This is a genomic window from Saccharothrix sp. 6-C (assembly GCF_016695385.1).
GTDB classification, from domain to species: Bacteria; Actinomycetota; Actinomycetes; order Mycobacteriales; family Pseudonocardiaceae; genus Actinosynnema; species Actinosynnema texasense.
The window spans coordinates 8,084,192-8,107,170 of sequence record NZ_CP064192.1; the positions used below are offsets into that span (position 1 = coordinate 8,084,192).

24 protein-coding genes are annotated in these 22,979 nt (G+C 72.1%); 14 read left to right on the forward strand and 10 right to left on the reverse strand.

Going from position 1 to position 22,979, the window contains the following annotated elements; translation table 11 throughout:
- The first annotated feature begins 671 nt into the window (after window positions 1–671).
- From IOD16_RS35065 to phoU, 3 genes are all read left to right on the forward strand, one after another.
- The gene (locus IOD16_RS35065) at window positions 672–1,325 is read left to right on the forward strand and encodes a hypothetical protein (protein WP_201437833.1); all 654 of its coding nucleotides are present in this window, start codon (window positions 672–674) and stop codon (window positions 1,323–1,325) included.
- Window positions 1,326–1,435: 110 nt separating this feature from the next.
- Complete coding sequence (locus IOD16_RS35070; RefSeq protein ID WP_201437834.1) at window positions 1,436–3,442, forward strand: LCP family protein; 2,007 nt, start codon at window positions 1,436–1,438, stop codon at window positions 3,440–3,442.
- A gap of 80 nt (window positions 3,443–3,522) precedes the next feature.
- Window positions 3,523–4,194: a phosphate signaling complex protein PhoU gene (phoU, locus tag IOD16_RS35075; protein WP_201437835.1), complete on the forward strand. Its 672-nt coding sequence runs from the start codon at window positions 3,523–3,525 to the stop codon at window positions 4,192–4,194.
- Between the two features lie 24 nt (window positions 4,195–4,218).
- Here phoU and IOD16_RS35080 read toward each other — a convergent pair whose 3' ends face one another.
- The 10 genes from IOD16_RS35080 to IOD16_RS35125 all read right to left on the reverse strand — a co-directional run bounded on the left by IOD16_RS35080 (window position 4,219) and on the right by IOD16_RS35125 (window position 13,506).
- Window positions 4,219–5,013, reverse strand: coding sequence for an ESX secretion-associated protein EspG (locus IOD16_RS35080; protein ID WP_201437836.1), 795 nt, complete (start codon window positions 5,011–5,013; stop codon window positions 4,219–4,221).
- Window positions 5,010–6,560, reverse strand: a complete 1,551-nt coding sequence (locus tag IOD16_RS35085; protein ID WP_201437837.1) for a hypothetical protein — start codon at window positions 6,558–6,560, stop codon at window positions 5,010–5,012. The genes IOD16_RS35080 and IOD16_RS35085 overlap by 4 nt, the downstream gene beginning before the upstream one ends.
- A gap of 16 nt (window positions 6,561–6,576) precedes the next feature.
- Entirely contained in the window at window positions 6,577–7,128 is a 552-nt protein-coding gene (locus IOD16_RS35090) for a DUF3558 family protein (RefSeq protein ID WP_201437838.1), read from the reverse strand.
- 7 nt (window positions 7,129–7,135) lie between these two features.
- A complete protein-coding gene (locus tag IOD16_RS35095; RefSeq protein WP_201437839.1) occupies window positions 7,136–7,504 on the reverse strand; it encodes a hypothetical protein in 369 nt (122 codons plus the stop codon).
- A gap of 196 nt (window positions 7,505–7,700) precedes the next feature.
- A complete protein-coding gene (gene pstB, locus IOD16_RS35100; RefSeq protein WP_123745088.1) occupies window positions 7,701–8,477 on the reverse strand; it encodes a phosphate ABC transporter ATP-binding protein PstB in 777 nt (258 codons plus the stop codon).
- 10 nt (window positions 8,478–8,487) lie between these two features.
- Window positions 8,488–9,402: a phosphate ABC transporter permease PstA gene (gene pstA, locus IOD16_RS35105; protein ID WP_123745087.1), complete on the reverse strand. Its 915-nt coding sequence runs from the start codon at window positions 9,400–9,402 to the stop codon at window positions 8,488–8,490.
- The gene (gene pstC, locus IOD16_RS35110; protein WP_123745086.1) at window positions 9,399–10,454 is read right to left on the reverse strand and encodes a phosphate ABC transporter permease subunit PstC; all 1,056 of its coding nucleotides are present in this window, start codon (window positions 10,452–10,454) and stop codon (window positions 9,399–9,401) included. The genes pstA and pstC overlap by 4 nt, the downstream gene beginning before the upstream one ends.
- Before the next feature lie 34 nt (window positions 10,455–10,488).
- On the reverse strand, window positions 10,489–11,610 hold the full coding sequence (gene pstS / locus IOD16_RS35115) for a phosphate ABC transporter substrate-binding protein PstS (protein WP_123745085.1): 1,122 nt from the start codon (window positions 11,608–11,610) through the stop codon (window positions 10,489–10,491).
- A gap of 194 nt (window positions 11,611–11,804) precedes the next feature.
- Window positions 11,805–12,683 carry a mycothiol synthase gene (gene mshD / locus IOD16_RS35120; protein WP_123745084.1) on the reverse strand — a complete coding sequence of 293 codons (879 nt, stop codon included), beginning with the start codon at window positions 12,681–12,683 and terminating at the stop codon, window positions 11,805–11,807.
- A gap of 67 nt (window positions 12,684–12,750) precedes the next feature.
- On the reverse strand, window positions 12,751–13,506 hold the full coding sequence (locus IOD16_RS35125; RefSeq protein ID WP_123745083.1) for a response regulator transcription factor: 756 nt from the start codon (window positions 13,504–13,506) through the stop codon (window positions 12,751–12,753).
- Between the two features lie 232 nt (window positions 13,507–13,738).
- Here IOD16_RS35125 and IOD16_RS35130 point away from each other — a divergent pair, with 232 nt between their 5' ends.
- The 11 genes from IOD16_RS35130 (at window position 13,739) to IOD16_RS35175 (ending at window position 22,708) form a co-directional block, all read left to right on the forward strand.
- A complete protein-coding gene (locus IOD16_RS35130; protein WP_328809381.1) occupies window positions 13,739–14,440 on the forward strand; it encodes an alpha/beta hydrolase family protein in 702 nt (233 codons plus the stop codon).
- Window positions 14,437–15,240, forward strand: coding sequence for an LmeA family phospholipid-binding protein (locus IOD16_RS35135; protein WP_201437840.1), 804 nt, complete (start codon window positions 14,437–14,439; stop codon window positions 15,238–15,240). The genes IOD16_RS35130 and IOD16_RS35135 overlap by 4 nt, the downstream gene beginning before the upstream one ends.
- Window positions 15,241–15,666: a thioredoxin family protein gene (locus tag IOD16_RS35140; RefSeq protein ID WP_201437841.1), complete on the forward strand. Its 426-nt coding sequence runs from the start codon at window positions 15,241–15,243 to the stop codon at window positions 15,664–15,666.
- Window positions 15,667–15,732: 66 nt separating this feature from the next.
- Window positions 15,733–15,810, forward strand: a complete 78-nt coding sequence (locus IOD16_RS41605; protein ID WP_360462167.1) for a putative leader peptide — start codon at window positions 15,733–15,735, stop codon at window positions 15,808–15,810.
- A 104-nt stretch (window positions 15,811–15,914) separates the two neighbouring features.
- On the forward strand, window positions 15,915–16,370 hold the full coding sequence (locus IOD16_RS35145) for a DUF4395 domain-containing protein (RefSeq protein ID WP_201437842.1): 456 nt from the start codon (window positions 15,915–15,917) through the stop codon (window positions 16,368–16,370).
- 40 nt (window positions 16,371–16,410) lie between these two features.
- A complete protein-coding gene (locus IOD16_RS35150; protein ID WP_123745078.1) occupies window positions 16,411–17,256 on the forward strand; it encodes a sulfurtransferase in 846 nt (281 codons plus the stop codon).
- A 2-nt stretch (window positions 17,257–17,258) separates the two neighbouring features.
- The gene (locus IOD16_RS35155) at window positions 17,259–17,561 is read left to right on the forward strand and encodes a DUF1416 domain-containing protein (RefSeq protein ID WP_123745077.1); all 303 of its coding nucleotides are present in this window, start codon (window positions 17,259–17,261) and stop codon (window positions 17,559–17,561) included.
- Window positions 17,562–17,775: 214 nt separating this feature from the next.
- Window positions 17,776–18,411, forward strand: coding sequence for an FABP family protein (locus IOD16_RS35160; protein ID WP_123745076.1), 636 nt, complete (start codon window positions 17,776–17,778; stop codon window positions 18,409–18,411).
- A gap of 79 nt (window positions 18,412–18,490) precedes the next feature.
- Complete coding sequence (locus IOD16_RS35165) at window positions 18,491–19,090, forward strand: 5-oxoprolinase subunit B family protein (RefSeq protein WP_201437843.1); 600 nt, start codon at window positions 18,491–18,493, stop codon at window positions 19,088–19,090.
- 80 nt (window positions 19,091–19,170) lie between these two features.
- A complete protein-coding gene (locus tag IOD16_RS35170; protein ID WP_442978139.1) occupies window positions 19,171–20,013 on the forward strand; it encodes a biotin-dependent carboxyltransferase family protein in 843 nt (280 codons plus the stop codon).
- A 133-nt stretch (window positions 20,014–20,146) separates the two neighbouring features.
- Complete coding sequence (locus IOD16_RS35175) at window positions 20,147–22,708, forward strand: glycosyl hydrolase family 18 protein (protein WP_201437845.1); 2,562 nt, start codon at window positions 20,147–20,149, stop codon at window positions 22,706–22,708.
- The last annotated feature ends 271 nt before the right edge of the window (window positions 22,709–22,979 follow it).

Below are 22,979 nucleotides of genomic sequence, written 5' to 3' on the forward strand. Positions count from 1 at the left end.
ACGCCGTTGGTGCAACCAATGTGTCCTTGCCGTCGTCAACTCGTGATGACGACCGACTAATGACCGAAGCTGAAGGGAGACCGGGTGCCCGACGAGCCCCGCCGTGGCGGCCCCGGACCCGGAGGTGACCAGGCCCCTCAGGAAGACCAGCCGACCGGCCGTCGCCGCAGGTCGCTGGACGATGGCGGGCTGAGCGTGTCCGACCTGCTGGAACAGCACAGCCGCACGAACATCCCGCGCCCGGTCCCGCCCGGTCCGTCGGACACCGGCAGGCGCGCCGCGCCCGAGCCGGAGCCGCCCCGCAGACCCGCGCCGCCCCCGAACGGCAGGCACGCCCCGGAGGGCACCGGCCGCCGCGCCGCGCCGGAACCGCCGCCGCGCAGGCAGGCCCCGCCGCCGGACTACGCGCCACCGGCGCCCGAGGACACCGGGACCCGGCCCAGGCCGACGAACGGCGCGCCGCCCGCACCCGGACGCCGCCCGACCGCGCCGCCCCCCCGAACGACTTCTTCGCCACGAACGACGGCACCGGCACCCGGACGCCGCGCCCCGCGCCGGAGGACACCGGCGCGCGCCGCCGTCCCGAGGAGCCCGGCCCGGCACGCCCCGGCCGTCCCGTGCCGCCGCCGGCGACCGGACCCGCGAACGGCTACGCCGGTCGACCCGACGACGTGGTCCCGGGACGTCCGGTCGCGCCGCGCCCGGTCCCCCCCGGCGAGCCGGGCGCGCGCTTCCCCGCCAACGGCCGCCCGCAGGACCCGGCCGGGCCTCGACGCGCCGAGAGCACCGGCCAACGCCCGCGCCCCGACCTCCCCGGCGCCGCGCCGGGTCGACGGCTCCCCGACGGCAGCGGACCGCGGCAGCGCCCGGAAGGGCTCGCGCCCGACACGCCCAGGCGACTGGCGGACGGCGGCGGTCCCCGCCCCGAGGACCTGGCCCCCGACACACCCCGCCGCCTCGCCGACGGCAGCGGACCCCGGCCGCGACCGGAAGACCTCGCGCCGGGCGCGCCGCGGCGTCCGGCGGACGGCAACGCGCCGCGCCAACACCCCGAGGGCCTCGCCCCCGACACGCCTCGCCGCCCGGCGGACGGCAGCGGACCGCGCCCGCGCCCGCGCCCCGAAGACCTGCGCCGACGCCCCGACGAAGCAGGACCGCCCGGACGTCGCGCCGTCGTCGAGGGCGCGCCGGCCGAGGGCATCGGCAGGCGGCTCGCGGACGGGCCGCGCCCCGGCGAGAACACCGGCCAACGCCCCCGCCCCACCCCGCCGCCGCCGCCGACGGGCCCCGTCGCCTCGCCGACGGCAGCGGCCCGCACGACCTGACCGGCGGCCCGCGCCCCGGCCGCCGACCAGACCCGGCCGTCGACCCGCGCCGCCCGGCACCCGTCCCGCCCGGCTTGCCCGTCCCGCCCGGCTTGCCCGGCTCACCCGGCTTGCCCGTCGAGGACCCGGCCGGCCGCCGGCCCGAGGGCGGCGGACCCCGCCGCCTCGCCGACGGACCCCCGGTCGTGCCGGTCGACGGCGGCGCACCGCGCCGGCTCGCGGACGGACCACCGGACGGCAGCGGACCCCGCCCGGCCGGCGACGCGCCCGGCCGGAGGTTCGCCGACGACGCCGCCACGCCCGACCCGGCGCCGCCCGTCATCGCCGCCCGCCTCGACGCGGGCCCCGAACCGCGCGAGGCCATCGACCCGGCCAGCCTCACCACGGAGATGGAGGCCATCAGCGACGACGTCAAGAAGCGTCGCGAGGTCGACCACACGCTGGCCCGCTTCTCCGCCGTGCACGACGAGCTGGCCGAGCAGGAGCGCCTGCGCAAGGAACGCCGCCAGAAGCTCATGCCGTGGAAGGCCGAGCACGACGAGGACGCCACCGAGTACGCCTCGCCGGTCGACGACCCCGACGACGACGGCCCGCGCCGCCGCGGCCGCACGGCCAAGCACAGCAAGATCGTGGGCACGGTCAAGGTCGTCGCGCTGGCCGCCGCCGTGCTGGTGTTCGTGTCCACCGGCCTCGGCTGGGGCGCGATGCTCTACATCGACAGCCAGATCACCGAGATCGAGGCGCTGAACACGAACTCCGCCGCGGTGCACGAAGCGGAGAAGCAGCTCGGCGACGAGAACTTCCTCATCGTCGGCTCGGACACCCGGGCGGGCGCCCGGCCGGAGGACGGCGTCGGCGACGCGAACTCCGAGATCGGCGCGCGCTCGGACGTGCTGATGCTCGCGCACATCCCGGCCGACCGTAAGCGCATGGTCATCGTCTCCGTGCCGCGCGACCTGCTGATCACCCGTCCGCAGTGCGAGGAGTGGGACCCCACCACCGGCCAGTACACCGGCACCCAGCTCGACTCCGCCGACGACGTGAAGGCCAACGAGCCGTACGCGGTCGGCGGGCCGAAGTGCGTCAGCAAGTTCATGACCGAGCTGACCGGGCTGGAGATCAACCACTTCCTCAGCATCGACTTCAACGGCTTCAAGGGCATGGTCGACGCCATCGGCACCGTCCCGGTGTGCGTGTCGAAGCCGATGGACGACGAAGAGCTGGGCGTGATCTTCGACAAGGCCGGCCGGTACGAGATCGACGGCAACAAGGCGCTGGACTTCGTGCGGGCCCGCAAGGTCGAGGGCGAGTCCAAGACCGACTTCGACCGCGTCGGGCGGCAGCAGCAGTTCCTGTCCTCGTTGCTGCGCAAGGCGTTGTCGTCGGAGATCCTGCTGAACCCGGGCAAGCTCAACGGTTTCCTCAACGCGTTCGCCGCGTCGACCGTCGGCCAGAACATCGGCGTGAACGACATGCTGACGCTGGCGCAGTCGTTGCAGAGCCTGGAAGCGGGCCGGGTCACCTTCGTCACCATCCCGCACGAGACGGCCGAGGGCCCGACGCCGTCCACCGACGACAACCTGGAGCTGTTGAAGGAAGACGACGTCAAGGCGTTGTTCCAGGCCATCATCGACGGCACGCCGCTGCCCGAGGAGACGCCGGACAACGCGGCGGCCGACCCGAACCAGGCCCAGGGCCAGACCTCCGCCGCCGCGCCGGCGCCCGGACCCAAGCAGGGCAAGGTCGTCGACCACAAGGGTCTGAAGATCCAGGTGCGCAACGGCGACCCGAACAACGACGGCGCGTCCCGCCGCACCACCCTGGCGTTGCGGGAGCTCGGCTACGACGTCGTCCTCCCCGGTGACGCGCCACCCGCCGAGAAGACCGTGATCCTGTACGGCGTCGGCGGGGAGGACGCGGCGGCGACCCTGCTGTCCTCGGTGCCGGGCGCGACGTTGCAGTTCCAGGCGAACATGGCCGGCTCCGTGCAGCTGCTCATCGGCCCCGGCTGGGACGAGGAGGTCCGGGCGCCGCAGGCCGCGGGCACCGATCCGGGCAAGGCGACGCCACCGGAGGACCTGACCGTGGTCAACGCGGGCAAGGACCCCTGCGCCTGAGCGGACTGGACGTTTCGGGTTCACCGCGGGTTCACCGGGGTGGGTCGCTACCGCGATGACCTGGCCGTAGGCTGACGCCCATGCGTGAGGCCTACCACGACCGGCTCGGACAACTCGCCGACCAGCTCGCCGACATGTGCGGCATGGCGGGCGACGCGATGGAGCGCGCGACCGCTTCCCTGCTCGGGGCGGACCTCGCCCTCGCCGAGCAGGTGATCGGTGACGACGCCAAGATCGACGACGTGCGCGCCGACATCGAGGAGCAGTCGTACGCGCTGCTGGCGTTGCAGGCGCCCGTCGCGACCGACCTGCGGATCGTGCTCGCGGTGATCCACGCGGCCGAGAGCGTGGAGCGGATGGGCGACCTGGCGCTGCACGTGGCCAAGGCGGCGCGGCGCAGGCACCCGAACCAGGTGCTGCCGGACACGGTGCGGCCGTACTTCGCCGAGATGGGCCGCATCGCGGTCGAGCTGGCGCGCGAGGCCACCGACATCATCCGCACGCAGGACGTGAAGCGGGCGCGGTCGTTGGAGGACGCCGACGACGCGATGGACGACCTGCACCGCCACCTGTTCACGGTGATCATGGACAAGGACTGGGCGCACGGCGTGCCGTCCGCGGTGGACACCACGCTGCTCGGCCGGTTCTACGAGCGCTTCGCCGACCACGCGGTGTCGGTGGCCAAGCGCACCGTCTTCGTGGTCACCGGCCGGATGCCCGGCTACCACGGCGACACCGGCGACGACGCCTGAGCGTCAGCCGAGCAAGCCGTTGGGTCAGCCGAGCAGGCCGTTCAGCTCCTGCGCGAGCTGGGCGGCGATGCGCGCGTTGTCGGCGGGGGCGTGGTTGAGCCACTTGCGGCCGTCCGGCCCCTGCCGCGTCTGCGACATGTAGCGGCCCTGGTCGTTGTCGAACCACGCGACCTGCGGCGCGCGCTGCTCCCGCCCGTGCCTGCCGCGCACCGTGACGCCGAACTGGCCGGCGCGCAGCCGGGGCCGCTCGAACACCGCTTCCAACGCGCGGACCTGCGCGGACGCCGTCGAACGCGGCGCCATGGTCTGGGTGAACGTGGCGTTGCCGAAGTCGTCGTCCCGCTTGGGCGGCGGTGGCGCGGACGTCGGCATCGGCACCGTGACCGACTGGCCGGGGCCCGGTCGGGACGGTGGCACGAGGTCGACGACCGCGCGCAGCAACGCGGGCGCCCGCATCAGGTCGACCTTGATCTGCCGGTCGTCCATCACCGCGAGCGCCGCGGTCTCACCGGCCGCGCCGCCGCGCGCCAGCAGCTGGCGCTCGACGTTGCGCGCGTCGAGCGAGGCGACCGCGTTGAGGCTGTAGTCGAAGCGCACCAGCAGGGTGAGCGCTTCCTGCACCTCGGGTGCGACCCGGCCGCGCTGGGCCAGGCCGCGCGACTCCAGGTCGCGGTAGACCGCGTTGCGGATGCCGCGCCGCTCGTCGACCGTCTGCCCGAGGTAGGGGAACTCGAACGGGTAGGGACGGCTGCCGAGCTTCAGGTCCTCCCAGAGCATGTCGGCCGCCGCGTGGGACAGGGCGAACGAGAACACGCTCACCCGCCGATGACCGGCGGAGCGACCATGGTGCCGTCACCGAAGACGTCCTCGGTCTCCACCAGGTAGGACGCGGCCTTGTGCTCCTTGTCCTCGTCACCCTGGCCGCGCGCGCCACCGGCGCCCGCGCCCATGCCCGCGCCCATGCCGCCGGCGCCACCGCGGCCCGCCGCGCCCGCGCCGCCGAGACCACCGCTGCCGCCGGGACCGAAACCGCCCGCGCCGGACCGGCCGGCCTCACCGCCGAGCGTGCCCGCGCTGCCGCCGGGGCCGAAGCCGCCGAGGCCGCCCATGCCGCCGCGACCGGCCGCCGCCAAGCCGCCGGGACCGCCGCCGCCGGGGACGCGGCCCATACCGCCTCCGCCTCCGCCGCCACCACCGCCGGGACCGCGGCTGCCGGGACCGTTCGGCAGGCCCGTGCGCCCGCCGGGCGGGATCGTCGGCCGGCCGTTGGGCCCGGTGCCGGGCGGGTAGACGCCGGGCGGGTAAGGACCGCCGCCGGGGCCGGGGATGGTGTTGTTGCCACCGCCGCCGGGACCGGGGATCGTCGTGCCGCCACCGGTGGGACCGTTCCAGCCGGACTGGTTGGTGTTGCCACCACCGCTGCCGCCGCTCCCACTGCCGCCACTGCCGCTGCCGCCACCGCCGGGCACCCCGACGTCACCGAACCCGCTGCCGCTGCCCGTGCCCGTCCCGGTGCCGCTGGGGATGGTCTGCCGACCGTTGATCTCCCCCGTGCCGTTCTTCCCGGGATCGCCGCTGCCGCCGGAACCCTCCATCGGCGGGGGCGGCGAGAAGGCGGGCATCGTCGAGCCCGACTCCTGGAAGCTGGTGGACATGGTCGTCATGACCTCGGCCGCACGTTCGTGGGCCTGCTGCTTCTCCTCGAACTTCTGCTCGATCTGGTCGATCGTCTCGGCCCACTTGAACGGGTTGGGCTCGGCGAAGAACATCTTGTAGGCGTCGGCGGTGCTGAACTCGACCGGCTCGGGCATCGCGTTCTTCGCCTGCTCGGCCGCCGTGCTCTGGGTGTACAGCTTGTTGCCGGTGAGCTGCGCGCCCTGCGCGGCGTTACCGGACCAGGTGGCCACGTTCGTGAAGTAGCCCTGCGCCGACTCCGCCGCCGCGCCCTGCCACGCGCCCTTGCTGGCGGTCGTGGCGCTGCTGAGGTTGGTCTGGAACCTGGCCAGGATGTTGCCGATCTTCGTCCAGGCCTCGCCCTGCTCGTTGGCGGTGCTCGGGGCCATGTTCGTGGTGACCATGTCCTGGAGCTTCGGGTGGTCGTAGCCCATGTAGAACGAGCCCGCCGGGTTCATCGGCGGCCGGTAGGTCTCCACGACCTGTTCGAGGTCGCGTTCCTGCGTCTGCTGGTACTGCGCGGACTGCGCCCGGACCTGCATCTCCCGGACGAAGTCGACGAACGACGGGAAGAGGCCGGGGTTCTCCCGCTGGGAACGCGCGTAGTCGGCGCGCAACTGCGCTTCGTTGTCCCCGGCGTAGGTGACCTCAGTCGCCTGGCTGTTCTGCGGCTGCGAGTTCTGCGGCGCCACGACGTCCTCCTCGGACTTACTTGGGGAGCTTCGGCTCGACGGCGGTCGCGACCTTCGTGGCGGCTTCGCACGCCTCGTCGAGGGAGGCGTTCGCCGACGCGACGAAGTCGACCCGGGAACTCGACGTGATCGCCACCGTCACCGCGCACGAACTGGAGGACGCGGGTGCGGTGACGCGCTTGGCCTGGTGGCCGCCGATCGGCAGGCCGGAGATCTTCGAGTTCGGGCCGGGCACGTAGTCCTCGACGCCGAGTTCGGGGAACGCCTTCACCCGGACGGAGATCGTGCCGGCGTACCGCCCCTTGCACTCCTGCACGCCATCTTCCTCGACCTCGGTCACGCCGAGCGACGACGCGACCGCCTCCAGCTCCGCGCACGGGTCGAAGTCAGCGAGGTCGCCCCCGGCGGCAGCGGAGGTCGTGGTGGGGTCGGTGTCCTCGGTCGCGGTCGCCGTCGTGGTGGTCGCGGCGGTCGGCGTGCCCGGGGTGTCCGAACAGCCGGCGAGCACCAGTCCGAGCACGGCGGCCGACAGGACGGATCGAACGACCGGGTTCCTGGTCAACTGCATCCCCATCTCAGTATTGCCCGTAGCCGGAGGCGGCGGAGTCGTCGACCTCGGTGTAGTTCTCGATGGCCTTCTGCAGGGCCAGCCGAGCCTCTTCGAGAGCCGTCTTGAGCTGGTCGATGGCCGGGATGATGCCGGTCGTGCCCGCACCGCCCATCGCGCCGTCCATGTTGTACCGGGTCATCGCCTGGGCGTCGGGGCTCGTGCCGAGCTTGGTCTCCTGGCGCAGCACGGCGGTCTTCGAGTCCAGCTCGTTGAGGTCGAACTGGGCGTCCTCGATCGCCTTCAGGTACGCCTTCGCGCCATCCTTGCTGATGGCGAACGAGCCCGAGTCCGCAGCTGCCTTCAAGCCCTGGGCGCTGGCCGTCATGGCCCCCATGGACTGGACGCTCCACGCACCTTCCGCCGCCACGACTACCCCCTGCAAGTCCGCCGATCCCAGCCGTCACGGTACCGGTGAACGGTTGGCCGTGTCTCGGCTTTGACGGCCCGGGTGGTTGTCCGGTTCCGCTGTCACCCTAATGAGCAAGAGCCCTCCCACCAGCGGTGGGAGGGCTCTCGGGGCCGGGTGGTGATCAGCCGAAGCGGCCGGAGATGTAGTCCTCCGTGGCCTTCTGGCTCGGGTTGGAGAAGATCTTCTCCGTGTCGTCCACCTCGATCAGCCGGCCCGGCTGGCCGACGCCCAGCAGGTTGAAGAACGCGGTCTGGTCGCTGACCCGCGCCGCCTGCTGCATGTTGTGGGTCACGATGACGATCGTGTACTCCTTCTTCAACTCCGTGATCAGGTCCTCGATCGCCAGGGTCGAGATGGGGTCCAGCGCCGAGCACGGCTCGTCCATCAGCAGCACGTCCGGCTGCACGGCGATGGCCCGGGCGATGCACAGCCGCTGCTGCTGACCGCCGGACAGGCCGCCGCCGGGCCGGTCGAGGCGGTCCTTGACCTCGTTCCACAGGTTCGCCCCGCGCAACGACCGCTCGGCCACCTCGTCGAGCTTCTTCTTGTTCCGCTCGCCCGCGAGCTTCAGGCCCGCGACCACGTTGTCCCGGATGGACATCGTCGGGAACGGGTTGGGGCGTTGGAACACCATGCCGATGGTCCGGCGCACCTGCACCGGGTCGACGGCGGAGGCGTAGATGTCCTCGCCGTCGAGCAGCACGGTGCCCTCCACCCGCGCCCCGGGTGCCACCTCGTGCATGCGGTTCAACGACCGCAGCACGGTGGACTTCCCGCAGCCGGACGGGCCGATGAACGCCGTCACGTTCTTCGGCGGCACGGCGAGCGAGACACCGTCCACGGCGTGGAACTTGCCGTAGTACAGGTTCAGGTCTTTCACGTCGATGCGCTTGGCCATGACCGCCCGCTCACTTCGTCTTCGGAGCCAGCCACCGCGAGATCACGGTGGCGAGCAGGTTGAACAGCGTGATGATGATGACCAGGGTGATCGCCGCACCCCAGATCCGCTCGAAACCGGCCTGCGTCGGGTTGTTCCGCTCCGACGTCATGAGCAGCGGCAGCGACGCCATCGGCCCTTCGAACAGGTTGTAGTTGATGTACGGCGCGTACGCGGCCAGCACGAGCACCGGCGCGGTCTCGCCCATGACGCGGGCCAGCGCCAGCATGATGCCGGTGATGATGCCGGACAGGGCGGTGGGGATGACGACCTTCACGATCGTCTTCCACTTGGGGATGCCGAGCGCGTAGGACGCCTCGCGCAGCTCGTCCGGCACGATCTTCAGCATCTCCTCGGTGGTCCGCACGATCACCGGCACCATGAGCAGCACCAGCGCGAGCGACACCGCGAACCCGCTGCGGCCGAAGCCGAAGTAGGTGATCCACAGGGTGTAGACGAACAGCGCGGCCACGATGGACGGCACACCGGTGAGGATGTCGACCATGAACGTGGTGGCCTTGGACAGCTTGGACCGGCCGCCGTACTCCACCAGGTAGACGCCGACGAACAGGCCGAGCGGCACGGACAGCGCGCCGCACACCAGGCCTTGCACCAGCGTGCCGTAGATCGCGTGGTAGACGCCGCCGCCCTGCTGGCGGCCCAGCAGGCCGGACAGCGACTTCTGCCACCAGTCGCCGTCGAGGACGACCGGGAAGCCGCGTTCGACCACCACCCACAGCACCCAGATCAGCGGCACGATGGCGACGAGGAACGCCCCGTACACCAGGACGGTGGCGATGCCGTTCTTGAGCTTGCGCGCGCCGCTGACGCTCTGGAACGTCGGCGGTGTGGCGAGGCGGTTCAGGTCCGCCGTGTCGGTCGTCATTCGTACTCCTTGTGACCGGCGACGATGGACCGGGCGACGGCGTTGACGCCGAAGGTGAGGACGAACAGCACCAGGCCGGCGGCGATGTAGGCGCCCGCCGTGCGCGGGTCGTTGAACTCGGGCGCGGCCAGCGCGATCTTGGACGCGAACGTGGCGCCGCCGTCGAACAGGCTCCACGCGAACGCCGCGCCCGTGCCGCTGAGGATGATCGTCAGCGCGATGGTCTCGCCGAGGGCGCGGCCGAGGCCGAGCATGGAGGCGCTGACGTAGCCCGCCTTGCCGAACGGCAGCACGGTGGTGCGCACGACCTCCCACTTGGTGGCGCCGAGCGCGATGGCGCCTTCGACGTGGACGACCGGTGTGCGGTCGAACACCTCGCGGCTGACCGCGGTGATGATCGGCAGGATCATCACCGCCAGCACGATGCCGGCGGTGAAGATGGTGCCGCCCAGCTCGATGCTGACGTTGCCCTCGGCGAACAGCGGGATCCAGCCGAGGGTCGAGATCAGCCACTCCCCGACCGGGGTGAGCACCGGGCCGAGCACGAGCAGGCCCCACAGGCCGAAGATGATCGACGGCACGGCGGCCAGCAGGTCGATGACGTAGGCGAACGGCCGGGCGAGCCGGCGCGGCGCGTACTGGGTGAGGAACAGGGCGATGCCCAGGGCGATCGGCATGGCGATGACCAGCGCGAACGCGGACGACACCACGGTGACCAGGAGCAGGTCGAGGATGCCGTAGCGCATGTCGTTGACATCGCCGGTGGACCACTCGCGGCTGGTCAGGAAGTTGACCTTGTCCAGGGTGAGCGAGGGGATGGCCTGGAGCAGCAGGAAGACGCCGATCGCCGCGATCAGGACCACGATGAAGATGCCCGACCCCGTGGCCAGGCCTGCGAAGATCCGGTCACCCGGCCGGACGTGGGTCTTCTGGTCGGCTTCCGTGGTCGGGGGAATCGGAGCCTCCGAGTCGGGTCGAGCAGCCGGAACGCCCTCGCGGGCACCGGTCGTGCCGGTGCCCGCGGGGCGCGGGGCCACGATGCGGTCGTTCATCGCGATGGCGTTCCCGGGAAGTCTGCCGGCCTGGTCAGGCGATGGCCTTGACGGCGGTCAGCAGCTTGTCCTGGAAGGCCTTCGGCAGCGGAGCGTAGCCCGCGTCCGCCAGGCCGTCCTGGCCAGTCGTCGCCGCCACGGTGAGGAACGCCTTGACCGCCTTCGCGGTGTCGGCGTCGTAGCCCTTGGAGCAGACGATCTCGTAGGTGGCGAGCAGCAGCGGGTAGGCGCCCGCGGTGGTGGAGCCGTAGATCGAGTCCAGGTCGAGGACCAGGTCGTTGCCGGCGCCCTTGATCTTGGCGCCGTCGATGGCCTTGCCGACCGTCTCGTTGGTCAGCTCGACGGGGCCGGCGCCGGTGTCGATCCTGGCCAGGGACAGCTTGTTGTCCTGCGCGAACGACAGCTCGACGTAGGTGATGGCGCCGTCGACCGAGCCGGCGGCCTGCGCGACGCCGGCGGACTTCTCCTTGGCCTCGCCGACACCGCCCTTGAACTGCTTGCCGTCACCCTGGGTCCACGCGCCCTTGGAGGCGGCGGTCAGGTACTTCTGGAAGTTGTCCGTGGTGCCCGACTCGTCCGAGCGGTAGACGACCTTGATGTCCTTGTCCGGCAGCGACGCGCCGGAGTTCAGCGCCGCGATGGCCGGGTCGTTCCACTTCTTGATGCCACCGTTGAAGATCTTGGCGGTGACCTCGCCGTCGAGGACCAGGTCCTTGACGCCTTCGAGCTTGTAGCCCAGCGCGACCGGGCCGAAGACCAGCGGCAGGTTCCACGCCGGGTTGCCCTGGCAGCGCTCGGCCGCCGCGGCGACCTCGCCCTTGCTCTCCGACAGCGGCGAGTCCGAGCCGCCGAAGTCGACCTGGGCCGCGTTGAACTGCTTGACGCCCGCGCCGGAGCCGGAGGCGTTGTAGGCGAGGTCGGAGCCGGGGCACTTCGCCTGGTAGGCCTGGATGAACGTGGCGATGGCGTTCTGCTGCGCGGAAGAGCCCTCGGCGCTCAGCTTCGACTTGCCGCCGCACTCGACGGGGACCGACGAGTCGCCGGCCGCCGACGTCGAGCCCGCGCCCGGGGCGTTGTTGTCGCTGCCGCACGCGGTGAGCAGAAGCGCACCGGCCGCGATCAGGCCGAGTACGGCGCCGTGTCGCTTGGTCTTCACCTGAAGGTCCTCCAGCTACGGAAGCGGGTTTCGCGGCGAAGCTCCGCCGCTCGACACGGACGGTAGGTAGCGAGGGTGGACAGGCGCCCAGGAGAAGGTGAACGACGGGTGAACACCACACGGGAAGTGACCGAGTACACCGCCTTTTGGGTGTCCCGTGACCTGCACGTTTGCGTGGCGTGATGGGTTTGTCACTACCGGGCGTATTGGACGTCCGAGTCCCAGCGGGTGAATCCCAACCGGTCGTACACGGCCAGTGCCGCCGCGTTGTCGGACTCGACGTACAGCATCACCTCGGCGAGCCCGGCGGCACGCAGGTGGGCGAGGCCCGCGAGGGTGATCGCCTTGCCGAGGCCGCCGCCCTGCGCGTCCGGGTCGACGCCGACCACGTACACCTCGCCGAGCTCGGCGGTGTGCGCCTTGGTCCAGTGGAAGCCGAGCAGCCGCCCGTCGTCGTCGACCGCGAGGAGGAACCCGGCCGGGTCGAACCACGGCTGCTCTTCCTTCTCCCGCACGTCCTCGATGCTCATCGCGCCCTGCTCGGGGTGCCACGCGAACGCGCGGTGGTTGACGTAGACCACGGCGGCCTCGTCCCGGCCCGGCACGAACGAGCGCAGCGTCACGCCGGCCGGCAGCACGGGCTCGGGCAGCTCGACGTCCAGCGGGCGGCGCAGGCGCAGCAGCTCGCGGACCTTGCGGTAGCCGAGCTTCGCGGCGAGCGCCTCGGCGCCGGGGTGGCCGCCGTGCGACCAGATCCGCACGGGCTTGGCGCGGTCGGCCACGGCCTCGACGAGCGCGGCGCCGTGCCCGCGTCGGCGGTGCTCGGGGTGCACGGCCAGCTCGGCGACCTCGTTGCCGTCGGAGTCGCCGAAGACGTCCAGGTGCAGGTAGCCGACCAGTTCGCCGTCGGCGCGGGCCAGCAGGTGGCGGCTGCCCCGCGCCTCGGGGCGCAGGCGCAGGATCACGGCTTCGCCGACGGGGGCGACGCCGTCGGCGGCTTCGGCTGCCCCGAGCAGGCGGAGGACTTCGTCGGCCTGCTCGGGGGACAGCTCCTCAACCCAGGTCAATTCCACGTGACGAACCTAGTGGAGTTGTGCTCCGCGAGGTCGCGCCGGCCTCGACGTCCGCGAAGCGCGGCGATCAAGCGCGGTAGATCAGCTCGGCTTCGTCGATGGTCGGTTCGTGGGCGTCGATCGCGTGGTCCACGCGCCGGGCGCTGCCCGGGCGCGGCGGGCGGACGAACTTGTAGCCCACGTTGCGCACGGTGCCGATGAGGGACTCGTGCTCGGGGCCGAGCTTGGCGCGCAGGCGCCGGACGTGCACGTCCACCGTCCGCGTGCCGCCGAAGAAGTCGTAGCCCCAGACCTCCTGCAGCAGCTGCGCGCGGGTGAACACGCGGCCCGCGTGCTGCGCCAGGTACTTGAGGAGCTCGAACTCCTTGTAGGTCAGGTCGAGCGGGCGGCCGCGCAGGCGGGCGGTGTAGGTCGCCTCGTCGATGACCAGCTCGCCGAGCTGGATCGACCCGTCGCCGCCGGGCTGGGTGGCGCCGCGCCGGGAGCGCACCAGGCGCAGCCGGGCGTCGACCTCGGCCGGGCCGGAGGTGGGGAGCAGGATCTCGTCCACGCTCCAGTCGGAGTTGACCGCGACCAGGCCGCCCTCGGTGACGACCGCCACCACGGGCACGTCGACGCCGCTGGAGTCGAGCAGCCGGCACAGGCTGCGCGCGGCCACCAGGTCGGTCCTGGCGTCGACCAGGACGATGTCGTGCGGACCGGCTTCCAGCAGCGCCGAGACCTCCGGGCGCAGCGGGCGCACCTCGTGCGGGAGGAGCGACAGCGCGGGGAGAACGGCCTCGGGGTCGGAGTCGGTGGTCAGCAGCAGCACATCGATACTCATCGTCGCGGCGCCCTCTCGTTCGGCCGGTGCGTGGTCACCGACCAAGCACAGGCGAAGTACGGTGACCGGGCCCCGTTGCCTGCGGATGACGGAGACGATACCGGTGCACACCACGAAAGACCCAGGTCAGCAGGTCAGAGTCACAGTTGTTTCCACAAGCGTCACGCCTGTTACATCCATGTCACATGACGCCGTCCGCCTGCACGGTGTGCATGTGAGATCGACACCGTCCGTGACGGATCTCGCGTTCGTGGTCGGTCACGGCTTCACCAACCACGTCCGCAAGCCGTTCGTGTCACGCGTGTTGCACCGGTTGGCGCGGCACGGCGGGGTGGTCGCGCTGGACTTCCGGGGCCACGGCCGCTCCGGCGGGCGGTCCACCGTGGGCGGTGACGAAATCCACGACCTGGCGGCCGGTGTCTCGCTCGCCCGCGAGCTCGGGTACCGGCGGGTGGCGACCGTCGGCTTCTCCATGGGCGCGTCCATCGCGCTGCGCCACGCGGGCCTGCACGACGACCGGCCGGACGCCGTGGCGGCGGTCAGCGCGCCGTCGCGCTGGTGGGTGCGCGACACGGTGGCGATGCGCCGCGTGCACTGGCTGCTCGAACAGCCGCACGGCAGGCTCGCCGCCCGCGCGCTCGGCGTGCGCCTCGGCCCGCCGTGGCGGACCACGCCGGAGAGCCCGCTGGAGGTGGTGCACCGCATCACCCCGACCCCGCTGCTCATCGTGCACGGTGAGCAGGACCACTACTTCGGCCCGGCGCACGCGGTCGCGCTGCACCGGGCCGCGGGCGGCGCCGCCGAGCTGTGGCTCGAGCCGGGGGTCCGGCACGCCGAGTCCTCGATGACGCCCGCTCTGGTAGACCGGATCGCGACCTGGCTGGACGAACACACCTCGCAGCACCACACGGACCGGACAGAGGGCAGGCGATGACCGCGACCGACACGAACCGACGCCGTTCCACCCGCGGGCGCAAGCTGATCATCGCCGCGCTCGTCGTGGGCGCGCTGCTGGTCGCCGCCGACTTCGCGCTGGCCGCGGTCGGCGAGTACCAGGTCGCGCAGAAGATGCGGGAGAAGTTCGGGCTGAGCGAGGACCCGTCGGTCCGGATCAACGGCTTCCCGTTCATCACGCAGGCGATCGGCGGCGACTACCGCGACATCGAGATCAGCGCCACCGGCGTGCCCGTGCGCGACCAGCTGCGGGACCTGGAGATCCGGGCGAACCTCAAGCACACCCGCATCGGCCTGTCGGACCTGCTGGCCGGCAACACCCGCGACGCGCGGATCGACCAGGTCAAGGGCAGCGTCAAGATCAAGGTCAACGACCTGAGCCGGCTGGTCAACCAGATCACGCCGTTCACCGACCTGGCGATCGACCCGGACAAGCGCACCAAGGTGACCGACGGGCAGCCGCCGGACCCGACGGTGGCGGCGGTGAAGCTGTCGGGCAAGACCAACGTCGCCGGGCGCGACATCCGCATCACCGCCTACGGCACGGTGTCGCTGATCAGCGGCCAGGTGGTGATCGCGGTGAACGACGTCGAGCTGGACGACCTGGCGCTGAACGGGCTGGACGCGGTGCTCGGCGTGGTGCGCGAGGCGTTGAGCGTGACGATCGACCCGGGCTCGCTGCCCTTCACGGTGACGCCGACCGCGGTCAAGGTGGAGAGCGGCGCGTTCACCGTGGAAGGCTCGATCAACGACATCCTCCTCGACCAGGGCGGTAACTAGGTGACCGGCGCGTGGGCGTTGCTCGGGGCGGTCGCGGTCGTCGCCGCGGTCGCCGCGGTCCTGCGCGTCCGCGACGGCCGCGTGCGGGCGGCGAAACCCCGCCTGGACCTGCCCGCGCCCGTGCGCGACCTGCTCGACCGGGACACGCCGGTGACGCTGGTGCAGCTCTCCACGACGTTCTGCGCGAACTGCCGGCAGACCCGCGCGGTGCTCGAAGACCTGGCCGCCCGCACCGCCGGGCTGCGGCACGTCGAGCTCGACGTGACCGACCTGCCCGACGTGGCCGCCGACCTCAAGGTGCTGCGCGCACCCACCACGCTGGCGTTGGACGCCTCGGGCGCGGAACTCCTCCGGTTCGGCGGCGTGCCCAAGCCGGACCGCCTCGTTGCGGCTTTGCGCCCACACCTGCCTGACCCGATCGGGTGAACCTGGGCATTCCCACGCTGTGGACGCCCCTCCCGACAGCAGGGACGAGCGGCTAGGCTCGGACCCATGACCACGCTGCTGACCAAGCGACTCGCGGTGGACCTGTGCCGCGTGCGCAGCAGCCTGTGTCGCGCGGCGCGCTGACCGGGCGGTTCCCGGCGGCCCGCACACCCTTGACGGTGGTGCGCGCCTGCCCCTAACACCGCCTGAGACGGACTACCAGTCTTGTCCACCGTCAGGAGGTCGCCGTGCCGTTAACCGCCACCGCCACCAAGGACGCGCCGGTCGACCCGCGCGGTCCCCGGTTCAGCGCCTGGATCACCACCGCCATCCTGGCGGTCGTCCTGCTGACCGGCTCGTGGCGGCTGCTCGCCGCCCAGACCGTGCTCTTCGCCATGTGCGCGTTCATCTCGCTCAAGCTCAACCCGTGGGGCCACGTCTACCGGTTCGCCGTGCAGCCGAGGATCACGCCCACGACCGAGCGGGAGGAGGCCGCGCCGCTGAGGTTCGCGCAGGGCGTCGGGTTCGTCTTCGCGCTCATCGGCACGATCGGCTACACCACCGGACTCACCGCGCTCGGCGTCGTCGCCACGTCCGCCGCACTGGTCGCCGCGCTGCTCAACGCCGCGCTCGGCCTGTGCCTGGGCTGCGAGCTGTTCCTGCTCCTGCGCCGCCACGCACCCGCGCTCGCCCGACCCCAGTGACAGAAGTAGCAGTAAGCAACGAAGAAATTGGAGCAGCTCGATGAGCCGTGAAGACGTCCTGGTCTCGGCCGCTTGGTCCGAGGAGAACCTCAGCGCGCCCGGCGTGGTGTTCGTGGAGGTGGACGAGGACACCACCGCCTACGACGGCGGCCACATCCCGGGCGCGGTGAAGATCGACTGGAGGAACGAGCTCCAGGACCCGGTGCGGCGCGACTTCGTCGACCGCGCGGGCTTCGAGAAGCTGCTGTCGGCCAAGGGCATCTCCAACGACGACACGGTCGTCCTCTACGGCGGCAACAACAACTGGTTCGCCGCCTACGCCTACTGGTACTTCAAGCTCTACGGCCACGACGCGGTGAAGCTGCTCGACGGCGGCCGCAAGAAGTGGGAGCTCGACGGCCGCCCGCTGGACAAGGAGCAGGTCGAGCGCCCGGCGACCAGCTACACCGCCCAGGAGCAGGACCTGGCGATCCGCGCGTTCCGCGACGAGGTCGTCGACGCGATCGGCAACAAGAACCTGGTCGACGTGCGCTCGCCCGACGAGTTCTCCGGCAAGCTGCTCGCGCCCGCCCACCTGCCGCAGGAGCAGGCGCAGCGCGCCGGCCACATCCCGAGCGCGATCAACGTGCCGTGGAGCAAGGCGGCCAACGAGGACGGCACGTTCCGGTCCAACGAGGAACTGGCCGAGATCTACGGCGAGGCCGGCTTCGACGGCTCCCGCAAGACGATCGCCTACTGCCGCATCGGCGAGCGCTCGTCGCACACGTGGTTCGCGCTGCACGAGCTGCTCGGCCACGAGGACGTGAAGAACTACGACGGTTCCTGGACCGAGTACGGCTCGCTCGTCGGCGTGCCGGTCGAGCTCGGCAGCGGCAAGGAGGCCTGATCATGAGTCTGGACGGTTGCGGCGCGCCCGAGCAGGGCGTGGACATCCAGGTCGGCGCGAACGAGGTCGTGCTGTCCGGCAAGGTCAGGTCCGAGGGCGCCCCGGTCGGCGGCGCGTTCGTGCGCCTGCTGGACGCCTCGGGCGAGTTCACCGCCGAGGTCGTGTCCTCGGCCGAGGGCGACTTCCGGTTCTTCGCCGCGCCCGGCACGTGGACCATCCGCGCGCTGCACCGCTCGGGCAACGGGCAGGCGTCGGTCAGCGCGGAGGGGCCGGGCGTGCACCCGGTCGAGGTCGCGGTGGCCTGAGACCACACCCCGATACCCGGGGAGCGCACGGGCTGCCCCCGGCGCTACCCCTCGCCGACCCCGGTGGCGTTCGCCACCGGGGTCGGCGGCGTCCGGGGCCGGGTGCCTAAACTGGCCGGGTGGAACACTTCTTCACAGGACTGCTGGTCCTCGTGTCCCTGCTGGTCGTGTGGTTCGCCGGGTACGTGGTGTACCGCCTGTTCTCCGACCAGCGGTGAGCGACAACGGGCCCGTTCCGGGCAGTGGTGACGCGGCCGTGCAGGCCGCCGCTTCGCGCGCCTCGGTGACCGGGGCGCGCAACCTGCCGCAGTTCGACGACCTGCCGATCCCGGCGGACACGGCGAACCTGCGCTCCGGCCCCTCCCTGCACGACGCGTGCCTGGCGCTGCTGCCGCTGGTCGGCGTGTGGCGCGGCGAGGGCGAGGTCGTGTACCCGACGATCGACGGCCCGTTCCGGTACGGGCAGCAGATCACGTTCGCCCACGACGGCAGGCCGTTCCTGTACTACGAGGCCCGCGCGTGGCTGCTGGACGAGGACGGCGGCGTGATCCGCCAGGCGGCCCGGGAGACCGGTTTCTGGCGCCCGCAGCCGGACGACACGATCGAGGTGCTGATCACGCACAACACCGGGATCGTGGAGCTGTACTACGGCAAGCCGCGCAACCAGACGTCGTGGGAGATCACCACGGACGCGGTGGTGCGCACGGCGACCGCCAAGGAGGTCACCGGCGCGCAGCGGCTGTACGGCATCGTCAACAACGGCGACCTGGCGTACGTCGAGGAGCGGGCCATGGTCGGCCAACCGCTCCAGCCGCACACCTCGGCCCACCTGAAGCGCATCGTCGGCTGAGTCGGGTGGCGCCGCCCCCGGCGTCACCGACCCGGACGCCGGAGTGGATTGTTCAACAATCCTCATCTAATCTGGTCCCATGCAGCTGCGACAGTGCGGCGACGACGCGGTGCTCGTCGAGGTGGGTTCGCTCGGCGAGGTGGAGTCCGTGCGCGCCGCCGTCGCGGGGCTGCCGGACGTGGTCGAGCTGGTCCCGGCCGCCCGCACCGTCCTGGTCGTCACCCGGCCGGGCAGGCTGCGCGCCGTCCGCGAGGTCCTGACCACCGCCGACCTCGTCCACCACGCGGTGGCCGCGGGCGACGAGGTGGTCATCGGCGTCCACTACGACGGCCCCGACCTGGACCTGGTCGCCGAGACGGCGGGCCTGACCGCGGCCGAGGTGGTCGCGCTGCACACCGGCGCCGACTACCGGGTCGCCTTCTGCGGTTTCGCGCCCGGCTTCGCCTACCTGACCGGTCTGCCCGAGCCGCTGCGCCAACCACGCCTGGACTCGCCGCGCACGAAGGTCCCGGCGGGTTCGGTGGGCGTGGCGGGCGAGTTCACCGCCGCCTACCCCCGCGCCACCCCCGGCGGCTGGCGGCTCATCGGCCGGACCGACGCGCCCCTGTTCGACCCGCGCCGCCCCACCCCGGCCCTGCTCACCCCCGGCGACCGCGTCCGCTTCGAGGCCCTCCGATGACCACCCGCGAGAGCTCTCCCGTCGAACCGCGGGAGCCCCACCCCCGGGACCCCCGAGCCCACCGCTCGCGCACCCTCACCGTGCTGCGCACCGGCCCGCAGGCCCTGGTCCAGGACCTGGGCCGGCCCGGCCACGCTCACCTGGGCGTCCCGCCCTCCGGCGCCCTGGACCGGCCCTCGCTCGCGCTCGCCAACCGCCTGGTCGGCAACCCCGAGGACGCCGCCGGCCTCGAAGTGCTCCTCGGCGGCCTCTCGCTGCGCGCCGACGCCTCCTGCACGGTCGCCGTGACCGGCCCGGCCACGCCCGTCCTGGTCGACGGCGTGCCGCGCGACTCGCCGCTGCACCTCGCCCCCGGCGACACGCTGACCCTCGGCACGCCCAGCGGCGGCCTCCGGTGCTACGTCGCGGTGTCCGGCGGCGTCGCGGTCCCGGCCGACCTGGGCAGCCGCTCCACCGACCTGCTCTCCGGCCTCGGCCCCGCCCCGCTGCGGCCCGGCGACGAGCTGCCCCTCGGCGACCCGACCGGCGTGCCGGTGGGCGTGGACGTGCTGGTCGGCGTCCGGGTGCCGGACGAGCTGGTCGTGCCCGTGCTGCTCGGCCCGCGCGAGGACTGGTTCGACGACCCGGCGCGCCGGCTGCGGGACGGCCGCTGGACGGTGTCCGACCGCAGCAACCGCGTCGGGCTCCGCCTGACCGGCACCGCGGTGGACCGGGCCGCGTGCCGGGTCGGGCAGGAGCTGCCGAGCGAGGGCCTGGTCACCGGCGCGGTGCAGGTCCCGGCCGACGGGAAGCCCGTCGTGTTCCTCGCCGACCACCCGACGACCGGCGGTTACCCGGTGATCGGCGTGGTCGCCGCACGCGCCCTCCCGCTGCTCGGCCAGGCGCCGCCCGGCACGCGGCTGCGCTTCGCCCCGCAGGGCTGAACGGACGCAATTGGTCTAGACCCATTGTCAACGACCGCCGCACGACCTACGTTCGGAGGAGTTCCGGGAAAGACCGGCACGACATTGGGCCGCCGTGGTTCTCGACCATCCCTGTCTCGAGAGGCACACCCTGATGCGCCGACCAGCCATCGCGCTCCTGGCCTTCCTGCTGGCCACCGCAGCGCTGTCCGCACCGGCCGCCGCCGCGACCGGCCTGACCGCCACCTTCAGCAGAACCGGCGCCACCGGCACGTTCGTGGTCGCCAACCCGACGACCGCCGCCGTCTCCGGCTGGTCGATCAAGTTCGACCTGCCCGCCGGCGTCACCGTCAGCGGCGCGCAGCACGCCACCACCACCCAGACCGGCACGCGGGTGACGCTGACGCCCGCGTTCTACATCGGCACGATCCAGGCGGGCCGGACCACCGACCCGTACAGCCCGACGTTCACCCTCAGCCAGGCCGTCGACCCGACGGCGTGCGCGGTCAACGGCGCGAACTGCGACGGCAGCGGCCCACCGCCGCCACCTCCCGCACCGACCACGGCCGAGTTCAGCCTCACCGGCTCGACCGGCAAGTTCGTGGTCACCAACAACACCGACGCCGTGCTCGCCGACTGGTCCGTCACCTTCACCCTGCCCGCCGGCGTCACGGCGAGCGGCGCGCAGCACGCCACGATCAGCCAGACCGGCAACGCCGTCACGCTCAACCCGGTGCACTACAACCGCAGCGTGGGCGCACGCCGCTCCACCGAGCCCTACAGCCCGACGTTCACCCTCAGCTCGGCTGCCCAACCCGTCACCTGCCGGGTCGACAACGCCAACTGCGACGGCACGCCCGACACGCCGCCCACCCCGCCGGCCGCCCTGCGCTCGCCGGTGAGGACCACCAAGACCGTGTCCCTGGCGTGGACCGCCTCCGCCCCCGGCTCGCTGCCGATCGCGGGCTACGAGGTCTACAACGGCTCCGCCCTCGCCACCGCGGTCACCTCGACCAGCGCCACCGTCGTCGGCCTCGCGCCGAACACCGCCTACAGCTTCACGGTGAAGGCCAAGGACACCAAGGGCACGTTGTCCGCGGCGTCCGACGTCCTGGCGGTGACCACCAACAACCCGGCCGACGACACCCAGCCGCCGACCGCGCCGACGAACCTCCGCGGCACCGCGAAGGACGCCGGCAGCATCACGGTGAGCTGGGACGCGGCCACCGACAACCGGGGCGTGGCCAACTACGACGTCTACCAGGGCGGCACCGTGAAGGCGACCGTCACCGGCACGACGGCACGCGTCGACGGCCTCTCACCGTCCACCGCCTACACGTTCACCGTCCGCGCCCGGGACCTGTACGACAACGTGTCGGGCCCGGGCAACGCCGTCACCCTGACCACGTCGGACCTCGTCGACGGGTACGCGCGGGTCGGCTACTTCGTGCAGTGGGGCATCTACGGCCGCCAGTTCTTCGTGAAGAACCTGGACACCAGCGGCACGGCGGCCAGGCTGACGCACCTGAACTACGCGTTCGGCAACATCGACCCGGTCAACCTGACCTGCCTGCACGGCGTCACCAAGGGCACCTCGCCCGACCCGCAGGACCCGAACCAGGGCGACGGCGCGGGTGACGCGGAAGCCGACTACAGCAGGCCGTTCGGCGCGGCGCAGTCCGTGGACGGCGTCGGCGACACCGGCTGGGAGCCGCTGCGCGGCAACTACAACCAGCTGCGCAAGCTCAAGGCCAAGCACCCGCACCTGAAGGTGCTGATCTCGCTGGGCGGGTGGACCTACTCGAAGTACTTCTCCGACGTCGCCGCCACCGACGCGGCGCGCAAGAAGTTCGTCAGGTCCTGCCTGGACGTCTACCTCAAGGGCAACCTGCCCGTCTACAACGCGGCCGGCGGGCCGGGCACGGCGGCGGGCGTCTTCGACGGCATCGACCTCGACTGGGAGTGGCCGGGCGCGGAGGGCCACGCCGGCAACCACATCGGCCCGGACGACAAGCGGAACAACACGCTGCTGATCGAGGAGTTCCGCCGGCAGCTCGACGAGCTGGGCGCGCAGACGGGCAGGAGGTACGACCTGACCGCGTTCACCCCGGCCGACCCGGCGAAGATCGAGGCCGGGTGGGACCTGCCGCAGGTGGCGAAGTCCCTGGACGTCTTCAACGTGCAGGGCTACGACTTCCACGGCGCGGGCAGCGACAACTCGTGGGAGCCGAACCGCACCGGCCACCAGGGCAACCTGCACGCCGACGCGGACGACCCGTACTCGTCCCACTTCAGCGTGGAGAACGCGGTGAACGCCTACACCTCGGTCGGCGTGCACCCGCGCAAGATCACCATCGGGTTGGCGTTCTACGGCCGCGGCTGGCAGGGCGTCCAGGCCGGCGCGAAGAACGGCGAGTGGCAGTCGGCGACCGGGGCGGCGCCCGGTCAGTTCGCCGAGGAGGCGGGCACGCGCGGGTACTCGAACCTGCTCGCGAGCGTGCCGGGCTGCGCGGTGCACCACGACGAGGCCGCCGTGGCCACGTCCTGCTTCACCGGCAACGGCGGGCAGTGGTGGACCTTCGACGACGTGTGGGCGATCCAGAAGAAGACCGCGTGGCTCAAGCAGCGCGGCCTGCTCGGCGCGATGATCTGGGAGATGTCCGGCGACACCGCCTCCGGCACCCTGATCAACGCCGTGGACGCCGGCCTGAAGTAGCGGACCAACCCCACCTCCCGCGAGGTCGCGTCGGTCGTTCGCGCCTCGTTTCCCGGCGATCACGCCCTTCGATCGCCGGGAAACCAGGCGCGAGCGGCCGACTCTCAGGCGACCTCGCCGCCGCCTGCGGAGCAGCGGCCATCAGCACAGTCGCGTCGGTCGTTCGCGACTCATTTCCCGGCGATCACGCCCTTCGATCGCCGCGAAACCAGGCGCGAGCGGCCGACTCCCAGGCGACCTCGCCGCCGCCCGCGGAGCAGCGGCCATCAGC

Bases quoted from the DNA above. Each gene is read 5' to 3' on its own strand.
- phoU (WP_201437835.1), top strand. From the start codon at position 3,523: ATGCGTGAGGCCTACCACGACCGGCTCGGACAACTCGCCGACCAGCTC.
- IOD16_RS35090 (WP_201437838.1), bottom strand. From the start codon at position 7,128: ATGCAGTTGACCAGGAACCCGGTCGTTCGATCCGTCCTGTCGGCCGCC.
- IOD16_RS35095 (WP_201437839.1), bottom strand. From the start codon at position 7,504: ATGGGGGCCATGACGGCCAGCGCCCAGGGCTTGAAGGCAGCTGCGGAC.
- pstB (WP_123745088.1), bottom strand. From the start codon at position 8,477: ATGGCCAAGCGCATCGACGTGAAAGACCTGAACCTGTACTACGGCAAG.
- pstA (WP_123745087.1), bottom strand. From the start codon at position 9,402: ATGACGACCGACACGGCGGACCTGAACCGCCTCGCCACACCGCCGACG.
- pstC (WP_123745086.1), bottom strand. From the start codon at position 10,454: ATGAACGACCGCATCGTGGCCCCGCGCCCCGCGGGCACCGGCACGACC.
- IOD16_RS35125 (WP_123745083.1), bottom strand. From the start codon at position 13,506: ATGAGTATCGATGTGCTGCTGCTGACCACCGACTCCGACCCCGAGGCC.
- IOD16_RS35135 (WP_201437840.1), top strand. From the start codon at position 14,437: ATGACCGCGACCGACACGAACCGACGCCGTTCCACCCGCGGGCGCAAG.
- IOD16_RS41605 (WP_360462167.1), top strand. From the start codon at position 15,733: ATGACCACGCTGCTGACCAAGCGACTCGCGGTGGACCTGTGCCGCGTG.
- IOD16_RS35150 (WP_123745078.1), top strand. From the start codon at position 16,411: ATGAGCCGTGAAGACGTCCTGGTCTCGGCCGCTTGGTCCGAGGAGAAC.
- IOD16_RS35155 (WP_123745077.1), top strand. From the start codon at position 17,259: ATGAGTCTGGACGGTTGCGGCGCGCCCGAGCAGGGCGTGGACATCCAG.
- IOD16_RS35165 (WP_201437843.1), top strand. From the start codon at position 18,491: ATGCAGCTGCGACAGTGCGGCGACGACGCGGTGCTCGTCGAGGTGGGT.
- IOD16_RS35175 (WP_201437845.1), top strand. From the start codon at position 20,147: ATGCGCCGACCAGCCATCGCGCTCCTGGCCTTCCTGCTGGCCACCGCA.